Consider the following 14548-nt stretch of genomic DNA (forward strand, 5'->3'; position numbering starts at 1 on the left):
ATCACAAAAGACGGGGCTGTCCTAAATCGAAGAGCCAGGCACCATTGAACACTAAATATAGTATCAAAATTGAAAGATGATACTACATTTTGAAAGTGTATCGTGGTGCCAGGCACTTCTAGGACAGCTCCGTTTTTTTAGATGATTCTTAACAATTTTAATTGCAATCGTCAGGAAAAGTATTCGGAACTATGGCACAATGGAGAAAAGAATAGGGGGAGATTTCACCAATGAAACATAAAATTTATGCAACATACCCATTAACAGAGGAAGTAAAGCATTTTTTAGAAGAGCATTGTAAAATAAAACAATGGGGTGGGGAAGGGCGTATTCCAAGGGAAGTCCTTCTTCGTGAACTAAACGATGTAGAAGGAATGTATACAGCTGGCGGTACGATGGCCGGTATGATTGATCAAGAACTGCTTGACCATGCACCTAATCTCAAAGTCGTAAGCAATGTCTCTGTTGGCTTTAATAACTTTGATTTGGAGGCGTTGAAAAAACGAAATGTGATCGGAACCCATACACCGCATGTATTGGATGAAACGGTTGCAGATTTAGCCTTTGGATTACTTCTTGCAACTGCGAGGCGGATTCCAGAATTAGATCGGTTTGTAAAGACAGGCAGTTGGAAAACAACGACGAAATATAGCGATACGTATGGAAAAGATGTACACGGTTCTACACTCGGTATTATAGGAATGGGGCGTATTGGGGAAGCCATTGCGAAAAGAGCACGTTTTGGCTTTGATATGGATCTACTTTACTATAATCGCAGTCGGAAGCCGGAAGCAGAAGAGCGATACGGCGCTGAATATTGCGACTTGGCATCGCTTTTACAACGATCCGACTTTGTCCTTATGATGACGCCTTTAACACCTGATACATATAAGCTGATTGGAAAAGAAGAATTCTTACTAATGAAAAAGTCGGCCATGTTTATCAATGTATCACGCGGACAAACGATCGATGAACAAGCACTTGTCGAAGCTTTACAAAATGGCGAAATTGCGGCGGCGGGACTCGATGTGTTTGAACAAGAACCAATCGAGCCTGATCATCCTCTGTTGAAAATGCCGAACGTTGTGACAGTGCCGCATATCGGATCGGCAACGGCACAAACAGAATTGGCCATGGCGATGCGTGCGGCTGAAAATTTAGTAGCTGTTTTACAAGGAAAAAAACCGCTGAATCCGGTTCAATAAAAGTGAGAAATAGATGTAGTAATGACAAAGGCGTTATCCCGGAAGTGCTTGGCTCTTCGTTTTGGGACAACGCTTTTTTAAACGCTTATCTATTAAAATCGATTCAATTTACAAGTGATAAGCGTTTGCAACTTCATGTAGCGATAAAGAAAACGAGTGTGTCGTCCTTCCTGCGTACACGGATCGATTTTATCGCATAAGCGGCGAAGACGGCAGAGGAATTCTTGATCACACTCACAAGCGCATCTTCCTCTTTGATAACATTTATCATGCGCCTTGCACGCCGCATCAAGTTCATTGATCGGAGGACCGGGTCCATTACATCCGGGGCCGCACCAATTATAGCCGGGAAAAATACAAAACCGAGGTTTTCGATGAAATCTTCTCGACAACCGTACCCCTCTTTCCATTTGGTCATTCATCTCTCTAATTTATTCTGCTATTCGACAATAAGTGCCAAATAACAATAAGAAAGAAGGGGTGGATTGTTCGCTATCTACGACATTCCTGCATGAATTTCAGCCATTTTTTTTGCCGAACCGTACACCTTGAGTAGCCAAACACAGACACAGCAAATAGGATAATGGAAAGCTCCCAAAGAATGGGGAGTGGGATCGACAACCCGAGGATTATCCCAATCACACTGATTAGCAGCAGTTGATAATATCGCTTTTTTTGATTTTCATATATTGTAAATTCAAAATGTCTTCTTTGTTCAACTTTCTTCAGCCTTTCTAGCCTTTTAGGGGTTTCAAGAAATTCCGTAATTGAGTGGACCATTTTATACATGGGCTGTGATTGAATCCAATGCCAGAGGAAAGACCATTTATTTTCCGATTGTTTACTCAGCCACCTGATAAAAACGGGTTTACCTAGTGTCATCAGTTCCTCATCGGGTACTAGCTCATGTAGAATTCCTTCTATTGTAATGACTGAACGTCCCAAAAAGATGAAGCGAATGGGAATTTGAAAGGGGAAATTCTGAATGTGCTCGTTCATTTCTTTTTTCAATGACAGCATGTCCGTCTGTTGTAGTTGATCGGGCTGAAATGCGCGTAATTCAGCTAGTAAATTTTCCAATGCCCTTGAATCATTTATAGCGAATAAAATGCCAAGATCCATTAAATACTCGACTACTTTCGGATAATTTTTCGCCAAAAAGCTTTCGATCAGTCCTTGAAAAAGAGTAGCATCTTTTTTGGAGAGATGACCCATCATTCCAAAATCTATTAAAATAATTTTTCCATCTTTAGAAACAAGTACATTTCCAGGGTGCGGGTCGGCATGAAATAGTCCAGCTTCTAGCCATTGGGACAAAAATATAGATAGGAGCCGCTGTGCCAGCTCGCGACGAACAATCGGTAATTGTGCCAATGCTTTTTCGTCTGTAATCCGAATGCCTTCGACCCAATCCATCACTAAAACCTTTTTTGTACACAGTTCCGGATAAACTTCTGGAATCATTACAAAATCATCGTCTTTATAACGATCCTTGAATGTCAGTAAATTTTGCTGTTCATTGATAAAATCAAGCTCTCGTCCAATTACTTGCATCACTTCTTTAGCGACAACTCGCAAATCAATGAAACTTTTCGGAACGAGGGCCAAATGTTTAACGATCCAAACGACAATGCGTAAAATATGAAAATCCGTTCGAACAATGGAGCCGATATGGGGGCGTTGAACCTTAATGGCCACTTTAGATCCATTTTTCAATATCCCTTTGTAAACTTCGCCTATCGAAGCCGATGCGATCGTCTTTGGCTCGATTGAATGAACGAATTGGTCGATGGAACCTCCCCATTCTTGTTCTAAAACTTCCTTAATGTCATTCCAATCAGAGGCAGGTACTTGGTCCGTTAAATCTTGTATTTGCCGAATGAACGCTGGAGGCAGTAAATCTGCTCGTGTACTGAGCATTTGACCTACTTTAATAAGTATCCCTTGCAGATCAAAAAGCGTTTTACGAAATTTTTTCCCAGTGTGTTCCCAAAAAAGTTCCCAGTCTTCTTCTCGGCGTCTAAAAGTCTTATACCAATGGAATTTGAAAATAATTCCCAGTGTTAAAGAGAGCACTTTTATAAGTCGGAATATTTTACTTTTCTGTTTTATAGGAATCCACTCGTTTCTCCATTTGTCTCTATTCCTTTGTTATTCTCTAAATTCTTTTTAATATCCTTTATTCATTCATTACCTAAAATGAAAAAATGTTGCAAATAAATTGAAATCACCTTGACAATCTACCCAAAGATCATTTACGATTAATCCCAATAAAACATATAGGAATTGAATAGAATGGGAGAAGTAATAAATTGTTTTTATGTGGAGGAGATTTTGTGAAGGACCTATTTATCAAAACTGAATTGCAAAAGAAATGGTTGAAGAAATTGAAAGAAGTAGAAAAGCCATTTAAAAAAACGTCTGCACAAGTCGATGAATTAGCGATTTTCCCGCAAGAAAATATAGAGAAGTTGACGGAGATCGGTTATACGAGTTTGGCCGTTCCAAAAAAGTTCGGAGGAGAGGAAATCTCTGTTTATGACATGGTGCTTTTTCAGGAGACGCTCGCCAGTTACGACAGCAATACGGCATTGACAATTGGTTGGAACTTAGGCGTAGCGGGTGAAATATTTGAGAAGAAGGAATGGAAGAGAAGCCAGTTACAGTTTTTGGCGGTGGAACTATTAAAAGGTGCAACAATTAATCGATCAGCTAGTGAAGTATTGACGGGCAGCCCTTCAAGAGGCGGTCGTCCAGGAACGAAGGCAGCTAAAAGAGACGGCAATTGGGTGTTAAATGGCCGTAAAGCTTATACAACGGGTGCACCAATGTTAACGTACTTTTTAACATCGGCCTGGGTTGAGGAAAAAGAGCAAGTTGGATTTTTTCTTCTACACAAAGATTTAGAAGGATTGTCGATTGATGAGACATGGGACGTTATTTCAATGCGGGGGACGGGAAGCCATGACTTAGTATTGGAAAATGTCAAAGTAGATGAATCGATGCTAGTGGAACTCCCCGAAACGCCTCAAGGCGGCAAGAAACTTAGAGGATGGATTTTGCATATTCCGGCTTGTTATTTAGGGATTGCGCAAGCCGCCCGGGATTATGCCGTACATTTTGCTAATCAACATAAACCGAACAGTCTCAACGGTCCGATTAGTCAGTTGCCGAACGTGCAACAGCTAATTGGAGAAATCGATTTGGCACTTATTCAATCGAGACATTTAATTTACAGTGTGGCGGAAGCGTACGATGATCCAAAGCGAAGAGCGTTGCTGACGAATGAGCTTGCAGCTGTGAAGCATACCGTCACGAATACGGCAGTTGCAGTTGTCGATAAAGCGATGCGGATCGTTGGTGCAAAGAGCTTACAACGTACGAATCCGTTGCAGCGCTATTATCGGGATGTGAGAGCTGGACTTCATAATCCACCGATCGATGATATGACAATTAAGCAATTGGCCGTAGCTGCCATTGAGAAAGAAAGCAATAAATCGATATAAAAAATTAAAGGGGGAATGCCAAGATGAAAATAAAAAACACGTTAAAACTGTCGGTAATTGGATTACTAATTGGAGGGATTTTAGCGGGATGCGGTTCTGGAGAAACAACTGAAAATGAAGAGGGTGTGAGAAAAGTAAAAGTCGCTTACGTACAATCCTCAAAACCTGTCACGTATACGGACGAAAAGGGCTATGCAACAGGCTATGACGTGGAAGTATTGCGGGCAGTAGATGAACTTTTGCCGGAATATGAATTTGAATTTGTTGGCACTTCCGACGATGACTTGTTGCTTGGCGTCGAGCAAGGTAAATACCAAGTAGGCGTGAAAAATGCTTTTTACACGGAAGAAAGAACGAAAAAATTTATTTATCCAAAACAATTTAGCGGACTTAGCAGCACAGGACTTGTGCTGAAAAAAGAAAACGATCAAATTCAAGATCTCGAAGATTTTGCGTCAGCCGGTTTCACGTTAGCGCCTATTGCCGCGAATAATGCCCAATACACAGTCATTGATGAATACAATAAGGAAAACCCGGATAACCAGGTAAAGTTACAAGCTGGCGATGCGTTTACAGTTGATGTTGTCCAATGGGTAAACGAAGGTCGAGTGGACGGTGGCGTCATCATTGAGGCGAGTTTTGACCGCCAGGTGATTGCTGAAGATGGTCCCTATCATAATTTAAAAGATGATGTCATCTATCAGGAATTTGCGGTTATTAAAACATGGCCTTTGTTCAATAAAAAAGAGCAAGATTTTGCGGATGCATTTGACGTCGCGATGAAAAAAGTGATGGAAGAAAAGAAAACGAATGAACTCAGTCAAAAGTTCTACGGCAAAGACTTATTCGAATTATTAGAAACTGTTGATCGGTAAAAGGTGCGAAAGGGGATGTCCAAGGCACTTCGTTTTGGGCGTCTCCTTTTTAAAACGAATAGTGTATTAATTTGGAGTGGTGAGTGTGGAAAAATATTTTGACGCGTCGTATATATGGGGGGCTTTTCCTCAACTGCTGCCGTTTTTAAAGGTGACATTTCTTGTGGCCGGTGCGGCTGTTCTGTTCGGAACAATTTTCGGGCTGTTATTGGCAGTTGCAAAGATTGGAAAAAGTCTTATTGCAAAGAAACTCGCCAATGGATATACAACTGTTTTAAGATGTACGCCCTCCATTGTTCTGTTGTTTTTAGTGTATTACGGTATTCCGTATGTTGGAAATAAAGTGGGCATCAATTTGAACGATATTAATCGAGCCATTTTTGTCATTATCGCTTTTTCGCTTCAATTCGCTGCCATTATGTCGGAAGTCATTCGCTCCGCCTACCAATCGATTGATAAAGGTCAATTTGAAGCGGGGGTTAGTGTCGGTTTAAGTCCATTCCAAACTTTAAGACGTATTGTTTTCCCACAAATGTTCGTCGTCGCTTTACCGAATTTTGGCAATGGACTCATCGCCCTTCTGCAAGAAGGCGCACTCGCTTATACAATTGGTTTAATCGACGTCGTTGGAAAAGCAGAGCTGATCATTGCCTCCAACTATAATTCCCATGCATTGGAAATCTTTTTGGCATTAGCGGTGATCTATTGGGTGCTTTCAATACTCATTGAACGATTTTTCTTGATGTTGGAGAAGCGATTTAGTAGGGGGAAAAGAACATTAGAGACAGCATAGGGGGATCGGGAACATGTCGGAAAGTTTGAATTATAAATTTTTGTGGGACACATTTTTTGTTGCATTATCAGGTGTTCCCGTCACCTTGTTCGTGACAGTCGTCGCTTTGTTGATCGCGCTGCCGGCAGGCTTTCTTCTTGCATTAACGAGGATAAACAAAATACCAATTCTCAACCGTCTTGCACAAGTGTATGTTTCTTTTGTCAGAGGAACACCGGTGATTATTCAAATATTTATCGTTTATAGCAGTGTGCCGCTGTTGCTGGACTCTTTTTTTAAAGCGAACAGCATTAATATGAAAATTTACGAAGTGAATCCGATTTGGTATGCGTTTATCGTTTTTTCATTTAATACGACAGCTATTTTAATTGAAGTTTTCCGTTCTGCTTTAGGTACGGTGCCTAAGGGTCAATTGGAGGCAGCTCATTCGGTAGGGTTAACTAATTTTCAAGCGTATCGGCGAATTATCATCCCGCAAGCACTCGTCGTTGCAATGCCCAATATTTGTACGGCGACCGTAAACTTGATAAAGGCGACATCTTTAGGGTATGCAATGTCCTTGCAAGAAATCACCTTAAAAGCAAAAGTAGCTGCAAATGCTGGTTACAATTATGTAGAAGCATATATTGATATTTTCATTGTGTATTTGATTTTATGCAGTCTTGTTGAATTTGCCTTTAAACGATACGAGCAACGTCTCGCCCGGTATAAACCTGCAAGTGCTTGAAGGGAGAAATGACCATGTTAGAAATTAAAGATATTCATAAATCATTTGGCGACAATGAAGTATTAAAAGGTGTCGATATTCGAATCGACAAAGGGGATGTTGTCGTTATTTTAGGTCCGAGCGGTTCAGGAAAAACAACATTATTACGATGCATCAATTTTTTAGATCGAGCAAATAAAGGATCAGCAAGCTTTGATGATGTTCATATTGATTTTAATACAGTTTCCAAAAAACAAATCCATGACATCCGACAAAAAATTGCATTCGTATTCCAAAATTATAATTTATTTGCTAATAAAACCGCATTGGAAAATGTAACGGAAGGATTGGTTATTGGACGAAAAGTGCGGAAAAAAGAAGCCGAAGAGATTGCCAAACAGGCGTTAGATAAAGTAGGGCTATCTCATAAATACAATGCATACCCTAGTGAGCTTTCAGGTGGACAACAGCAAAGAGTCGGCATTGCGCGGGCTGTTGCACTCAACCCAGATATTATTTTATTTGACGAACCGACTTCTGCTTTAGACCCAGAATTGGTTGGGGAAGTCCTTGCTGTTATGAAAGATATCGCCAATGAAGGAACAACGATGCTTGTCGTGACGCATGAAATGTCCTTTGCCAAAGATGTCGCCAATCGGGTAATTTTTATGGATGATGGTGTTATCGTGGAAGAAGGATCACCAACCGATATTTTTATTCGTCCAAAAGAAGAACGCACGCAAAAGTTTTTAAAAAGAGTATTGCCTGAAGATTACACGTTTTATATCTAAGTAGTAAGCGACAAAATTTTACCATTCAAGTTCTACTTTATCCCCTGCTCACTTACAGTATATCAAGACTAAGAAAAGGGAGAGATCCGTAAATGTTAGTCGATGGGGTATTTTCTGGAGGTGGTATGAAGGGGTTGGCGCTCGTTGGGGCCTATCAGGTGTTGGAAGAGAAAGGTATCCGTTTCGAGCGGGTAGCCGGAACGAGTGCGGGTGCGATCGTCGCCAGTTTAATCGCGGCGGGATATACAGGAAAAGAAATGGAGGACATTTTGTTTCACCAAGATTTCCAATCATTTCTCGATCGAAGAAAAACGATCATTCCTTTTTCCTTTATGAAGTGGCTGCAATTGTACTGGGGGCTCGGACTCTATCAAGGGAATGCATTAGAAGAATGGTTCCATGAAATTTTGGGTAATAAAGGTTTGTATACATTTGCAGACCTTACACCAGGATCATTAAAATTCGTTGCTTCAGATATTACAAACGGCAAAATGATTGTCCTGCCAGATGATTTGGAGAACTACGGGATTCCAGCTGAGCACTTTCCGATCGCTCGGGCTTTACGTATGAGTTGCAGCATTCCTTTCTTCTTTGAACCCGTCAGACTTCGCACTTTTAATGGAGAAACAATCGCTGTCGATGGCGGTGTCCTTAGCAATTTCCCCATGTGGTTATTCGATAAGCCAAATCAAAAAAAAGAAAGACCTGTCATTGGCATGAAACTAAGTCAAAGTATAGAAGAACAACAAGCGCATGTTATAAAAAATGGATTGAATCTATTTGAAGCGTTGTTTGATACGATGAAAGATGCGCATGACACGAAACATATATCAAGTAAATTTGAAAAAGATATCATTTTTATTCCTGTCGATAAACATTTAACGACGAAATTTAGTATGGAAGATCAACAAAAAGAACAGTTGCTTGAAATGGGAAGATTTCGCGCAAGACAATTTTTGTTAACTTGGAATTCTCGTCCAATCAATGACTACCCGATTCCTCATTAGGAGTCGGGTTTTATGCTTATAAGCTGACGACAGGTTCCATAACAGTCAATGTCCGATTGATGGTATTCATATTAACGATTCCGCCAATTGGAATCGTTGCCTTATACGTTCCGTGGGCCGATGCTAAATTTATCATAAGTGGTTTGCCTAATGGGACAAGAAAGTCTTGTATTAATTGACGATACGACTTGCCATACGCATCTAAACATTTTGTACAATCGCCCATAATGATTCCAATACATTCATCAAATTTCTTTGCCATGTACAGATGATTTAAGTACCGAAATATCGTATTCACCGGTTCGTGTGTTTCTTCCAGAAAAATAATTTTTCCGCGAGTATCAATTTCGTAAGATGTTCCTACTGTCCCAAGGAAGGATGTTAAATTTCCCCCAACGATCGGTCCCGTGACGTTGCCGGCAACTAACCCTTCAAGAGGGATTCCGGGCGGGTTTTGGATTTCCCAAGGGGAAGAAGTATTCGTCACAGCATTGAAAAATTGGTTAAAGTTGTATTGTGGAGTGCGTGAATTGAAGTCGAGTAGAAGTAAGCTATGAAAGGTAATGATATTTGCATACTCAAGGATGGCATTTTGTAGGACTGTAATATCGCTATAGCCAGATAAGATTTTGGGATTCTGTGCAATCGTAGTGAAATTTAAATAGGGGAGAATGCTGGCAACACCTACGCCGCCCCGAGTTGGCAAAATCCATTTCACGGATGTGTTTTCAAACATCTTCATTAAATCGGCCGCCATTTGCTGCGGAGTAGCTGCCAAAAAACCATTTGATGAATAGACATGTTCGCCGACAACTACATTAAATCCCATATTTTTTAACGTTTGAATGCCTTCATCGATACGGCCAGCTTCCAACGGACTACCTAATGTGACGATTCCGACTGTATCGCCCGATTGTAAATGCGGCGGTTTGATGGCCATAGTTAGTAGCCCCCTTTCTCTCTATAAAGTATTCAGTTCGTGAAGTTGGGTGACAAATGCCGCCCCATATGAAAAAAATGAGGCTATCCCAAAGCGAAGAGCCAGGCACCGTTGAACACTAGATAGAGTATCGTAATTGAAAAGTGATACTACATTTTGACAGTGTTTAGTGGTGCCAGGCACTTCTAGGACAGCCCCATTGCATGAAATTGTATTATTGCATTTGGCTTAATTTACTATCGACTGCTTCTATGACGCCGTCGATGGTCATTCCTTTCATCACGACAACTGGAAAATCAAATTCATCATTGTTTCCTTCATTAAGTGCCCGAACAATACCTAAATCAAACCCCGAGACATTTTCATCCGATTCAAACATTTGAACTAGATGTCCTTTTTGTTCCAGTGCTGTTTTAACATCTTCAAATGGTTGCTCAACTGCAATTTTAGCCATTACTAAAACACTCCAATCTTTATAATATCAATTCTCATCTATACACTTCCCGAGTTTGTATGAATTATGTGTGAAGAATTGTCCGACAACGGAAAGAAGTGATTTGTATCACAGAAATTATCTTTGCCCCATTTTATAATAAATCCATAATGAATTAAGAAAATAGGAGGAGTTAATATGACTGAATACGCTGCAATTGTAAAAGTGCCAGAGTATCCACCGCACCTTAAACATCAAACAATTTTTCAAACATTTGATGGGCTGAATCCATCAGAATCGATGTTGATCATTAATGACCATGACCCAGTACCGCTTCGCTTTCAATTGGAATCGATGCACAAGGGAAATTATGGATGGGAGTATATCGAACAAGGTCCTTCCACGTTTCAAGTGAAAGTTACAAAATTATCATAAGGTGGGGAGAAGATGGCTAAAGTTCATATTATCGATGAGAAGACGTTAAAGATCGAGTTGTCAATATCGGACGCAATTTCAATGGTGCAAGAGGCCGCAAAGGACATTCGCAAATACGCGAAAGAAATAATGGCCATTTATGATGCGATGCCAATTTTTCAATATACGCATTTTTGTTTTTATGCCTTTAACAATTGCGCAGGGTTATTCGAAAAAATGCTAAGTGTCGATCCAAAACGTTACAAATCCTTTTCATTGGATGCGCCGGATTCCTTTTTTTATTCGTTATACGGTGGTTTGGCGGGGCTATATGAACAAGCCGAAAAATATATAACGATGGAGGGGCAGCAAGATGGATCTGAAAACGTCACGTGTTGTTGAATTAGATGTTCGGCCCCATTTGAAGAAAAAAATAGAGCCTTTTCAACTCATTATGGATGCGGTAAAAGCATTAGAGGAAGAAGATATTTTCATCCTGCATGCCACATTTAAGCCAACTCCGTTATTAGGCGTACTGAAAATGAAGGGTTTTGTCAATAAAGTTGAGAAAAAAGCAAATGATCATTGGATCGTGACTTTTGTAAATAAAAAGCACAAACATTTATTAAATGGTGAGCATGCAGAAAATGATGAAAAGCCTTCTAAAGAAAGTGGAGCGCTGGTTCATCGCGAAAGCCAAACGATCACATTAGACAATCGTGGACTAGAACCACCACAGCCGATGATGCGAACGTTAGCCGCATTGGACCGCAGCCGGCCTGGCGATGAAGTGCATATTCATAATGACCGCGTTCCTGTTTTTCTCATTGAAGAATTAAATCAAATGGGCTGCTCCTTTACGGTTGAAGAACAGCAAGATGGTTCGGCCAAGGTAAAGATTCAAAAAACATAAGGGGGAAGAAAAATGTTTCGACTCCCATTTTTATTTATCGCAACGGGTATGATCGGATTTGTGCTATTTCATCTTGTTTCAATGATTTCAACATTTCACTGGCTTTTCCAAGATATCCGGGGGCCCGAAGGATGGTTCTACACGCATTTATTCGTTCTTGGATGGGCAACGATGCTCGCAATGGGTGCATTTTATCAGCTGATTAACGTGATTTTACAAAAAGATATTTATAGCAGAAAGCTGGGCTACGTTCACTATGCCTTTTTTACAGTTGGCCTGATCGGGTTGCTATACGGATTTCTAACCTTCAAAACGGTTTGGATTGGCCTTTTTGCAACACTTGCGTTTGTCGGAGTCATTCTTTTTGCCATAAACATTTTCGTAACGTTGTTTTCTGCGAAAAAATGGGATCCAATTACGATTAGTGTGGCATGTGCGGTATTGTACCTAGTGCTTACAGGGCTTTTTGGCATGTGGATGGGCATTCATTTTTGGACGGGAGATCGAGGCACTTTCCACGAACAGCTATTTGGCGCTCATATATGGCTTGGAACGATTGGCTGGTTTGGTCTCCTTATCGTCGGATTTAGTTTTAAGATGCTTCCGATGTTTTATTTGGCGCATCATTACCCATTACGTCTCCAATGGGCAACTTTAATAACTTGGAATGCAGCAGCTATTTGGGGCGCAGTTTCATTTTTACTTGGCGGTTCATATTGGACCGTTTGGGCGTCGCTTGTTTTGTTAACGATTGCCATTAGTTTGTATACATTCCATTTGTATGAAATACAAAAACACCGTGTAAAACCGAATCCTGGCTATGGAATATTATGGTCGGTTACGATTACACGTGCTTTGTTAGTAAGCTCTATAGGAATCGTACTCTATACAGTAATCTTTCCGAATACTTTTATGCATTCAAAGCTTGTGCTTATTGCCGGATGGATTTATCTTGGTGGATGGGTAACATTAACAATTCTTGGATATGCTTCAAAAATCATTCCATTTCTTTGGTGGACACAGAAGTATGGAAAACAGGCAGGCAGACCAGGTACCCCCTTAATGGCGGACCTATTAAATGATCGAAAAGTGAATAATGGCATGAGAGTAGTTGTGGGAAGTGTACTTCTACTGACAGTCGCCCTGATCATTTCATCAAATGTCCTAATCGCTGTCGCGGGATTTGCATTTTCTTTATCTGCTATATCTTACATGATCCTCATTGGACGTGTATTTACAAGATAAAAAAAGGAAGGATCTAAATGGATAAAATTGAACAAATACGTGAACTGTTGAAGCTTGTATATGATCCTGAACTTGGCATTAGTATTATTGACTTGGGACTTGTCTATGACGTTCAATGGGAAGGTAAGACGGTCTATGTCAAAATGACCTTAACAACGCCTGGATGTCCGATGCATGACATGATTACAGGCGGGGTAGATTTCATCTTAAAGGATCGATTAGATGTGGATGAAGTAGAAATTGATGTCGTTTGGGAGCCGAGGTGGACTCCTGCTATGATCTCAGACGAGGGAAGAGCGACATTAAATACCTACTAAATAGAAACCGAACGATGAAGAAGCAAAGTCATCGTTCGGTTTTTTTTAGTTTCCCCTTTCTTGACTTCAAAAAACAACAGCTCTACACTTATATAGAGAAAAAAAGTTGGAGGACATTATGACAAATCATCCATTCATACCGATCCTAATCGGTACAGATATGAACGCTTATAATATGGCCATTTCGTTTCACGAACAATATGGAATCCGGCCTATATTAGTAGGAAAAGAACCTTTATCATTTACAAGATTAAGTTCAATTACAACAACGATAGAATTAAACAAAAATTTACCGGATCGCAAGGTTTTTGTCTCATTTTTAAAAGAAATTGCAGCAAAGTATCGAGAGGATGGCAAGAAATTCATACTCATTGGGACAAACGATCTGTATGTTCGAATGATTATCGAAAATAAAGATGCATTAAAAGAAGACTTTGTCTTTAATTACATAGACGAGCCTCTGATGAACGACTTGTTAGTGAAATCGAATTTTTATCAACTTTGTGCAGAGCATGGCATTGATACCCCGGCAACTTACTACTATTCATGTAAAAGCGATGAGTTGTTTGAGGATGAAGTGATGTTTCCGGTCATTATTAAACCGAGCAACGGTGTACAATATTATAAAAATCCGTTTGAAGGCATGCAGAAGGTTTATAAAGTCCATTCATACGAAGAAATACATAGCGTCATCGAAACGATTAAAGCTAGTGGCTATCGGGAAGATTTAATCATTCAGGATTTCATCCCCGGCGATGATACATATATGTGGGACTCGGTATTTTACATCAATAGTAAAGGGAAAACAGAGCTCATTACGTTTGCACAAGTCGTCTTGCAGGAGCATACGATGACAGCTATTGGCAACTACACAGCCTTAATTACGCGCTTCAATGAGGAAGTGATGATGAAACTAAAAGGTTTTTTGGAAGCCGTCAATTATGTAGGCTATGCGAATTTCGACTTGAAATACGACGAACGTGACGGGAAGTTTAAGGTATTTGAAGTGAATATTCGACAAGGCCGTTCGAGCTATTATATTACGTCTTGTGGTCACAATATGGCGAAGTATTTCGTAGATGACTTAGTTTACGATCAGGAAAAGCCGCTGACCCTTCTGAAAGAAAAGTTCTTATTTACAGTTGTGCCGAAAATCGTATTGAAAAAATTTGTCAAAAACCGTGAAATTCGTAATGAAGTAAAATCATTACTTCGTCAGAAAAAGTTTGCGAATCCATTATTTTATAAAAACGACCGTCATTTGAAGCGAAAACTTTATTTATTCGCCAGACAAATTAACTATTATCGTAAGTATAAAAATAGTCAATGGTAACAATTCCCTCTATACGTAAAGTATAGGGGGTTTTATAGCTTATTTTGGATAAAAAGAGGTAAACTGTAGA

The 14548-nt window shown here is 40.1% G+C and carries 17 protein-coding genes; 13 read left to right on the top strand and 4 right to left on the bottom strand.

What is annotated here, in order from left to right; genetic code table 11:
• The first annotated feature begins 230 nt into the window (after positions 1 to 230).
• Entirely contained in the window at positions 231 to 1205 is a 975-nt protein-coding gene (locus AU377_RS14255; protein WP_067408436.1) for a D-glycerate dehydrogenase, read from the top strand.
• Between the two features lie 92 nt (positions 1206 to 1297).
• On the opposite strand, the gene AU377_RS14260 is transcribed toward AU377_RS14255, so the two are convergent.
• Both AU377_RS14260 and AU377_RS14265 read right to left on the bottom strand, forming a co-directional pair.
• Positions 1298 to 1627 (bottom strand): phospholipase, encoded by a 330-nt coding sequence (locus AU377_RS14260; RefSeq protein WP_368664433.1) that lies wholly within the window; start codon positions 1625 to 1627, stop codon positions 1298 to 1300.
• A 70-nt stretch (positions 1628 to 1697) separates the two neighbouring features.
• Positions 1698 to 3125, bottom strand: coding sequence for an AarF/ABC1/UbiB kinase family protein (locus AU377_RS14265; RefSeq protein WP_253724502.1), 1428 nt, complete (start codon positions 3123 to 3125; stop codon positions 1698 to 1700).
• A 416-nt stretch (positions 3126 to 3541) separates the two neighbouring features.
• Between AU377_RS14265 and AU377_RS14270 the strand changes: the two genes are divergently transcribed.
• The 6 genes from AU377_RS14270 to AU377_RS14295 all read left to right on the top strand — a co-directional run bounded on the left by AU377_RS14270 (position 3542) and on the right by AU377_RS14295 (position 8883).
• Complete coding sequence (locus AU377_RS14270) at positions 3542 to 4711, top strand: acyl-CoA dehydrogenase family protein (RefSeq protein WP_067408439.1); 1170 nt, start codon at positions 3542 to 3544, stop codon at positions 4709 to 4711.
• Between the two features lie 23 nt (positions 4712 to 4734).
• On the top strand, positions 4735 to 5586 hold the full coding sequence (locus AU377_RS14275) for a transporter substrate-binding domain-containing protein (protein ID WP_067408440.1): 852 nt from the start codon (positions 4735 to 4737) through the stop codon (positions 5584 to 5586).
• Between the two features lie 85 nt (positions 5587 to 5671).
• Positions 5672 to 6379, top strand: a complete 708-nt coding sequence (locus AU377_RS14280; protein ID WP_067408441.1) for an amino acid ABC transporter permease — start codon at positions 5672 to 5674, stop codon at positions 6377 to 6379.
• A gap of 13 nt (positions 6380 to 6392) precedes the next feature.
• Positions 6393 to 7106 (top strand): amino acid ABC transporter permease, encoded by a 714-nt coding sequence (locus tag AU377_RS14285; RefSeq protein WP_253724503.1) that lies wholly within the window; start codon positions 6393 to 6395, stop codon positions 7104 to 7106.
• Between the two features lie 14 nt (positions 7107 to 7120).
• Positions 7121 to 7876, top strand: a complete 756-nt coding sequence (locus tag AU377_RS14290) for an amino acid ABC transporter ATP-binding protein (protein ID WP_067408442.1) — start codon at positions 7121 to 7123, stop codon at positions 7874 to 7876.
• A 92-nt stretch (positions 7877 to 7968) separates the two neighbouring features.
• A complete protein-coding gene (locus AU377_RS14295; RefSeq protein ID WP_067408443.1) occupies positions 7969 to 8883 on the top strand; it encodes a patatin-like phospholipase family protein in 915 nt (304 codons plus the stop codon).
• Positions 8884 to 8899: 16 nt separating this feature from the next.
• Here the strand turns inward: AU377_RS14295 and AU377_RS14300 are convergent, their stop codons facing one another.
• Together AU377_RS14300 and AU377_RS14305 are read right to left on the bottom strand one after the other, a co-directional pair.
• Positions 8900 to 9823, bottom strand: coding sequence for an LD-carboxypeptidase (locus tag AU377_RS14300; protein ID WP_067408444.1), 924 nt, complete (start codon positions 9821 to 9823; stop codon positions 8900 to 8902).
• A 214-nt stretch (positions 9824 to 10037) separates the two neighbouring features.
• Complete coding sequence (locus AU377_RS14305; RefSeq protein WP_067408445.1) at positions 10038 to 10277, bottom strand: YkuS family protein; 240 nt, start codon at positions 10275 to 10277, stop codon at positions 10038 to 10040.
• Between the two features lie 177 nt (positions 10278 to 10454).
• On the opposite strand from AU377_RS14305, the gene AU377_RS14310 reads away from it, so the two are divergent.
• From AU377_RS14310 to AU377_RS14335, 6 genes are all read left to right on the top strand, one after another.
• Positions 10455 to 10691: a DUF2249 domain-containing protein gene (locus AU377_RS14310; protein WP_067408446.1), complete on the top strand. Its 237-nt coding sequence runs from the start codon at positions 10455 to 10457 to the stop codon at positions 10689 to 10691.
• Between the two features lie 12 nt (positions 10692 to 10703).
• Positions 10704 to 11072 carry a hypothetical protein gene (locus tag AU377_RS14315; protein WP_067408447.1) on the top strand — a complete coding sequence of 123 codons (369 nt, stop codon included), beginning with the start codon at positions 10704 to 10706 and terminating at the stop codon, positions 11070 to 11072.
• Complete coding sequence (locus tag AU377_RS14320) at positions 11044 to 11583, top strand: DUF2249 domain-containing protein (protein WP_067408448.1); 540 nt, start codon at positions 11044 to 11046, stop codon at positions 11581 to 11583. The genes AU377_RS14315 and AU377_RS14320 overlap by 29 nt, the downstream gene beginning before the upstream one ends.
• Before the next feature lie 12 nt (positions 11584 to 11595).
• Positions 11596 to 12828 carry a hypothetical protein gene (locus AU377_RS14325; protein WP_067408449.1) on the top strand — a complete coding sequence of 411 codons (1233 nt, stop codon included), beginning with the start codon at positions 11596 to 11598 and terminating at the stop codon, positions 12826 to 12828.
• A 17-nt stretch (positions 12829 to 12845) separates the two neighbouring features.
• Positions 12846 to 13145 (top strand): metal-sulfur cluster assembly factor, encoded by a 300-nt coding sequence (locus AU377_RS14330; protein WP_067408450.1) that lies wholly within the window; start codon positions 12846 to 12848, stop codon positions 13143 to 13145.
• A 118-nt stretch (positions 13146 to 13263) separates the two neighbouring features.
• Positions 13264 to 14478, top strand: a complete 1215-nt coding sequence (locus tag AU377_RS14335) for a carboxylate--amine ligase (protein WP_067408451.1) — start codon at positions 13264 to 13266, stop codon at positions 14476 to 14478.
• The last annotated feature ends 70 nt before the right edge of the window (positions 14479 to 14548 follow it).

Source organism: Sporosarcina sp. HYO08, from assembly GCF_001563475.1.
Lineage (GTDB): Bacteria > Bacillota > Bacilli > Bacillales_A > Planococcaceae > Sporosarcina.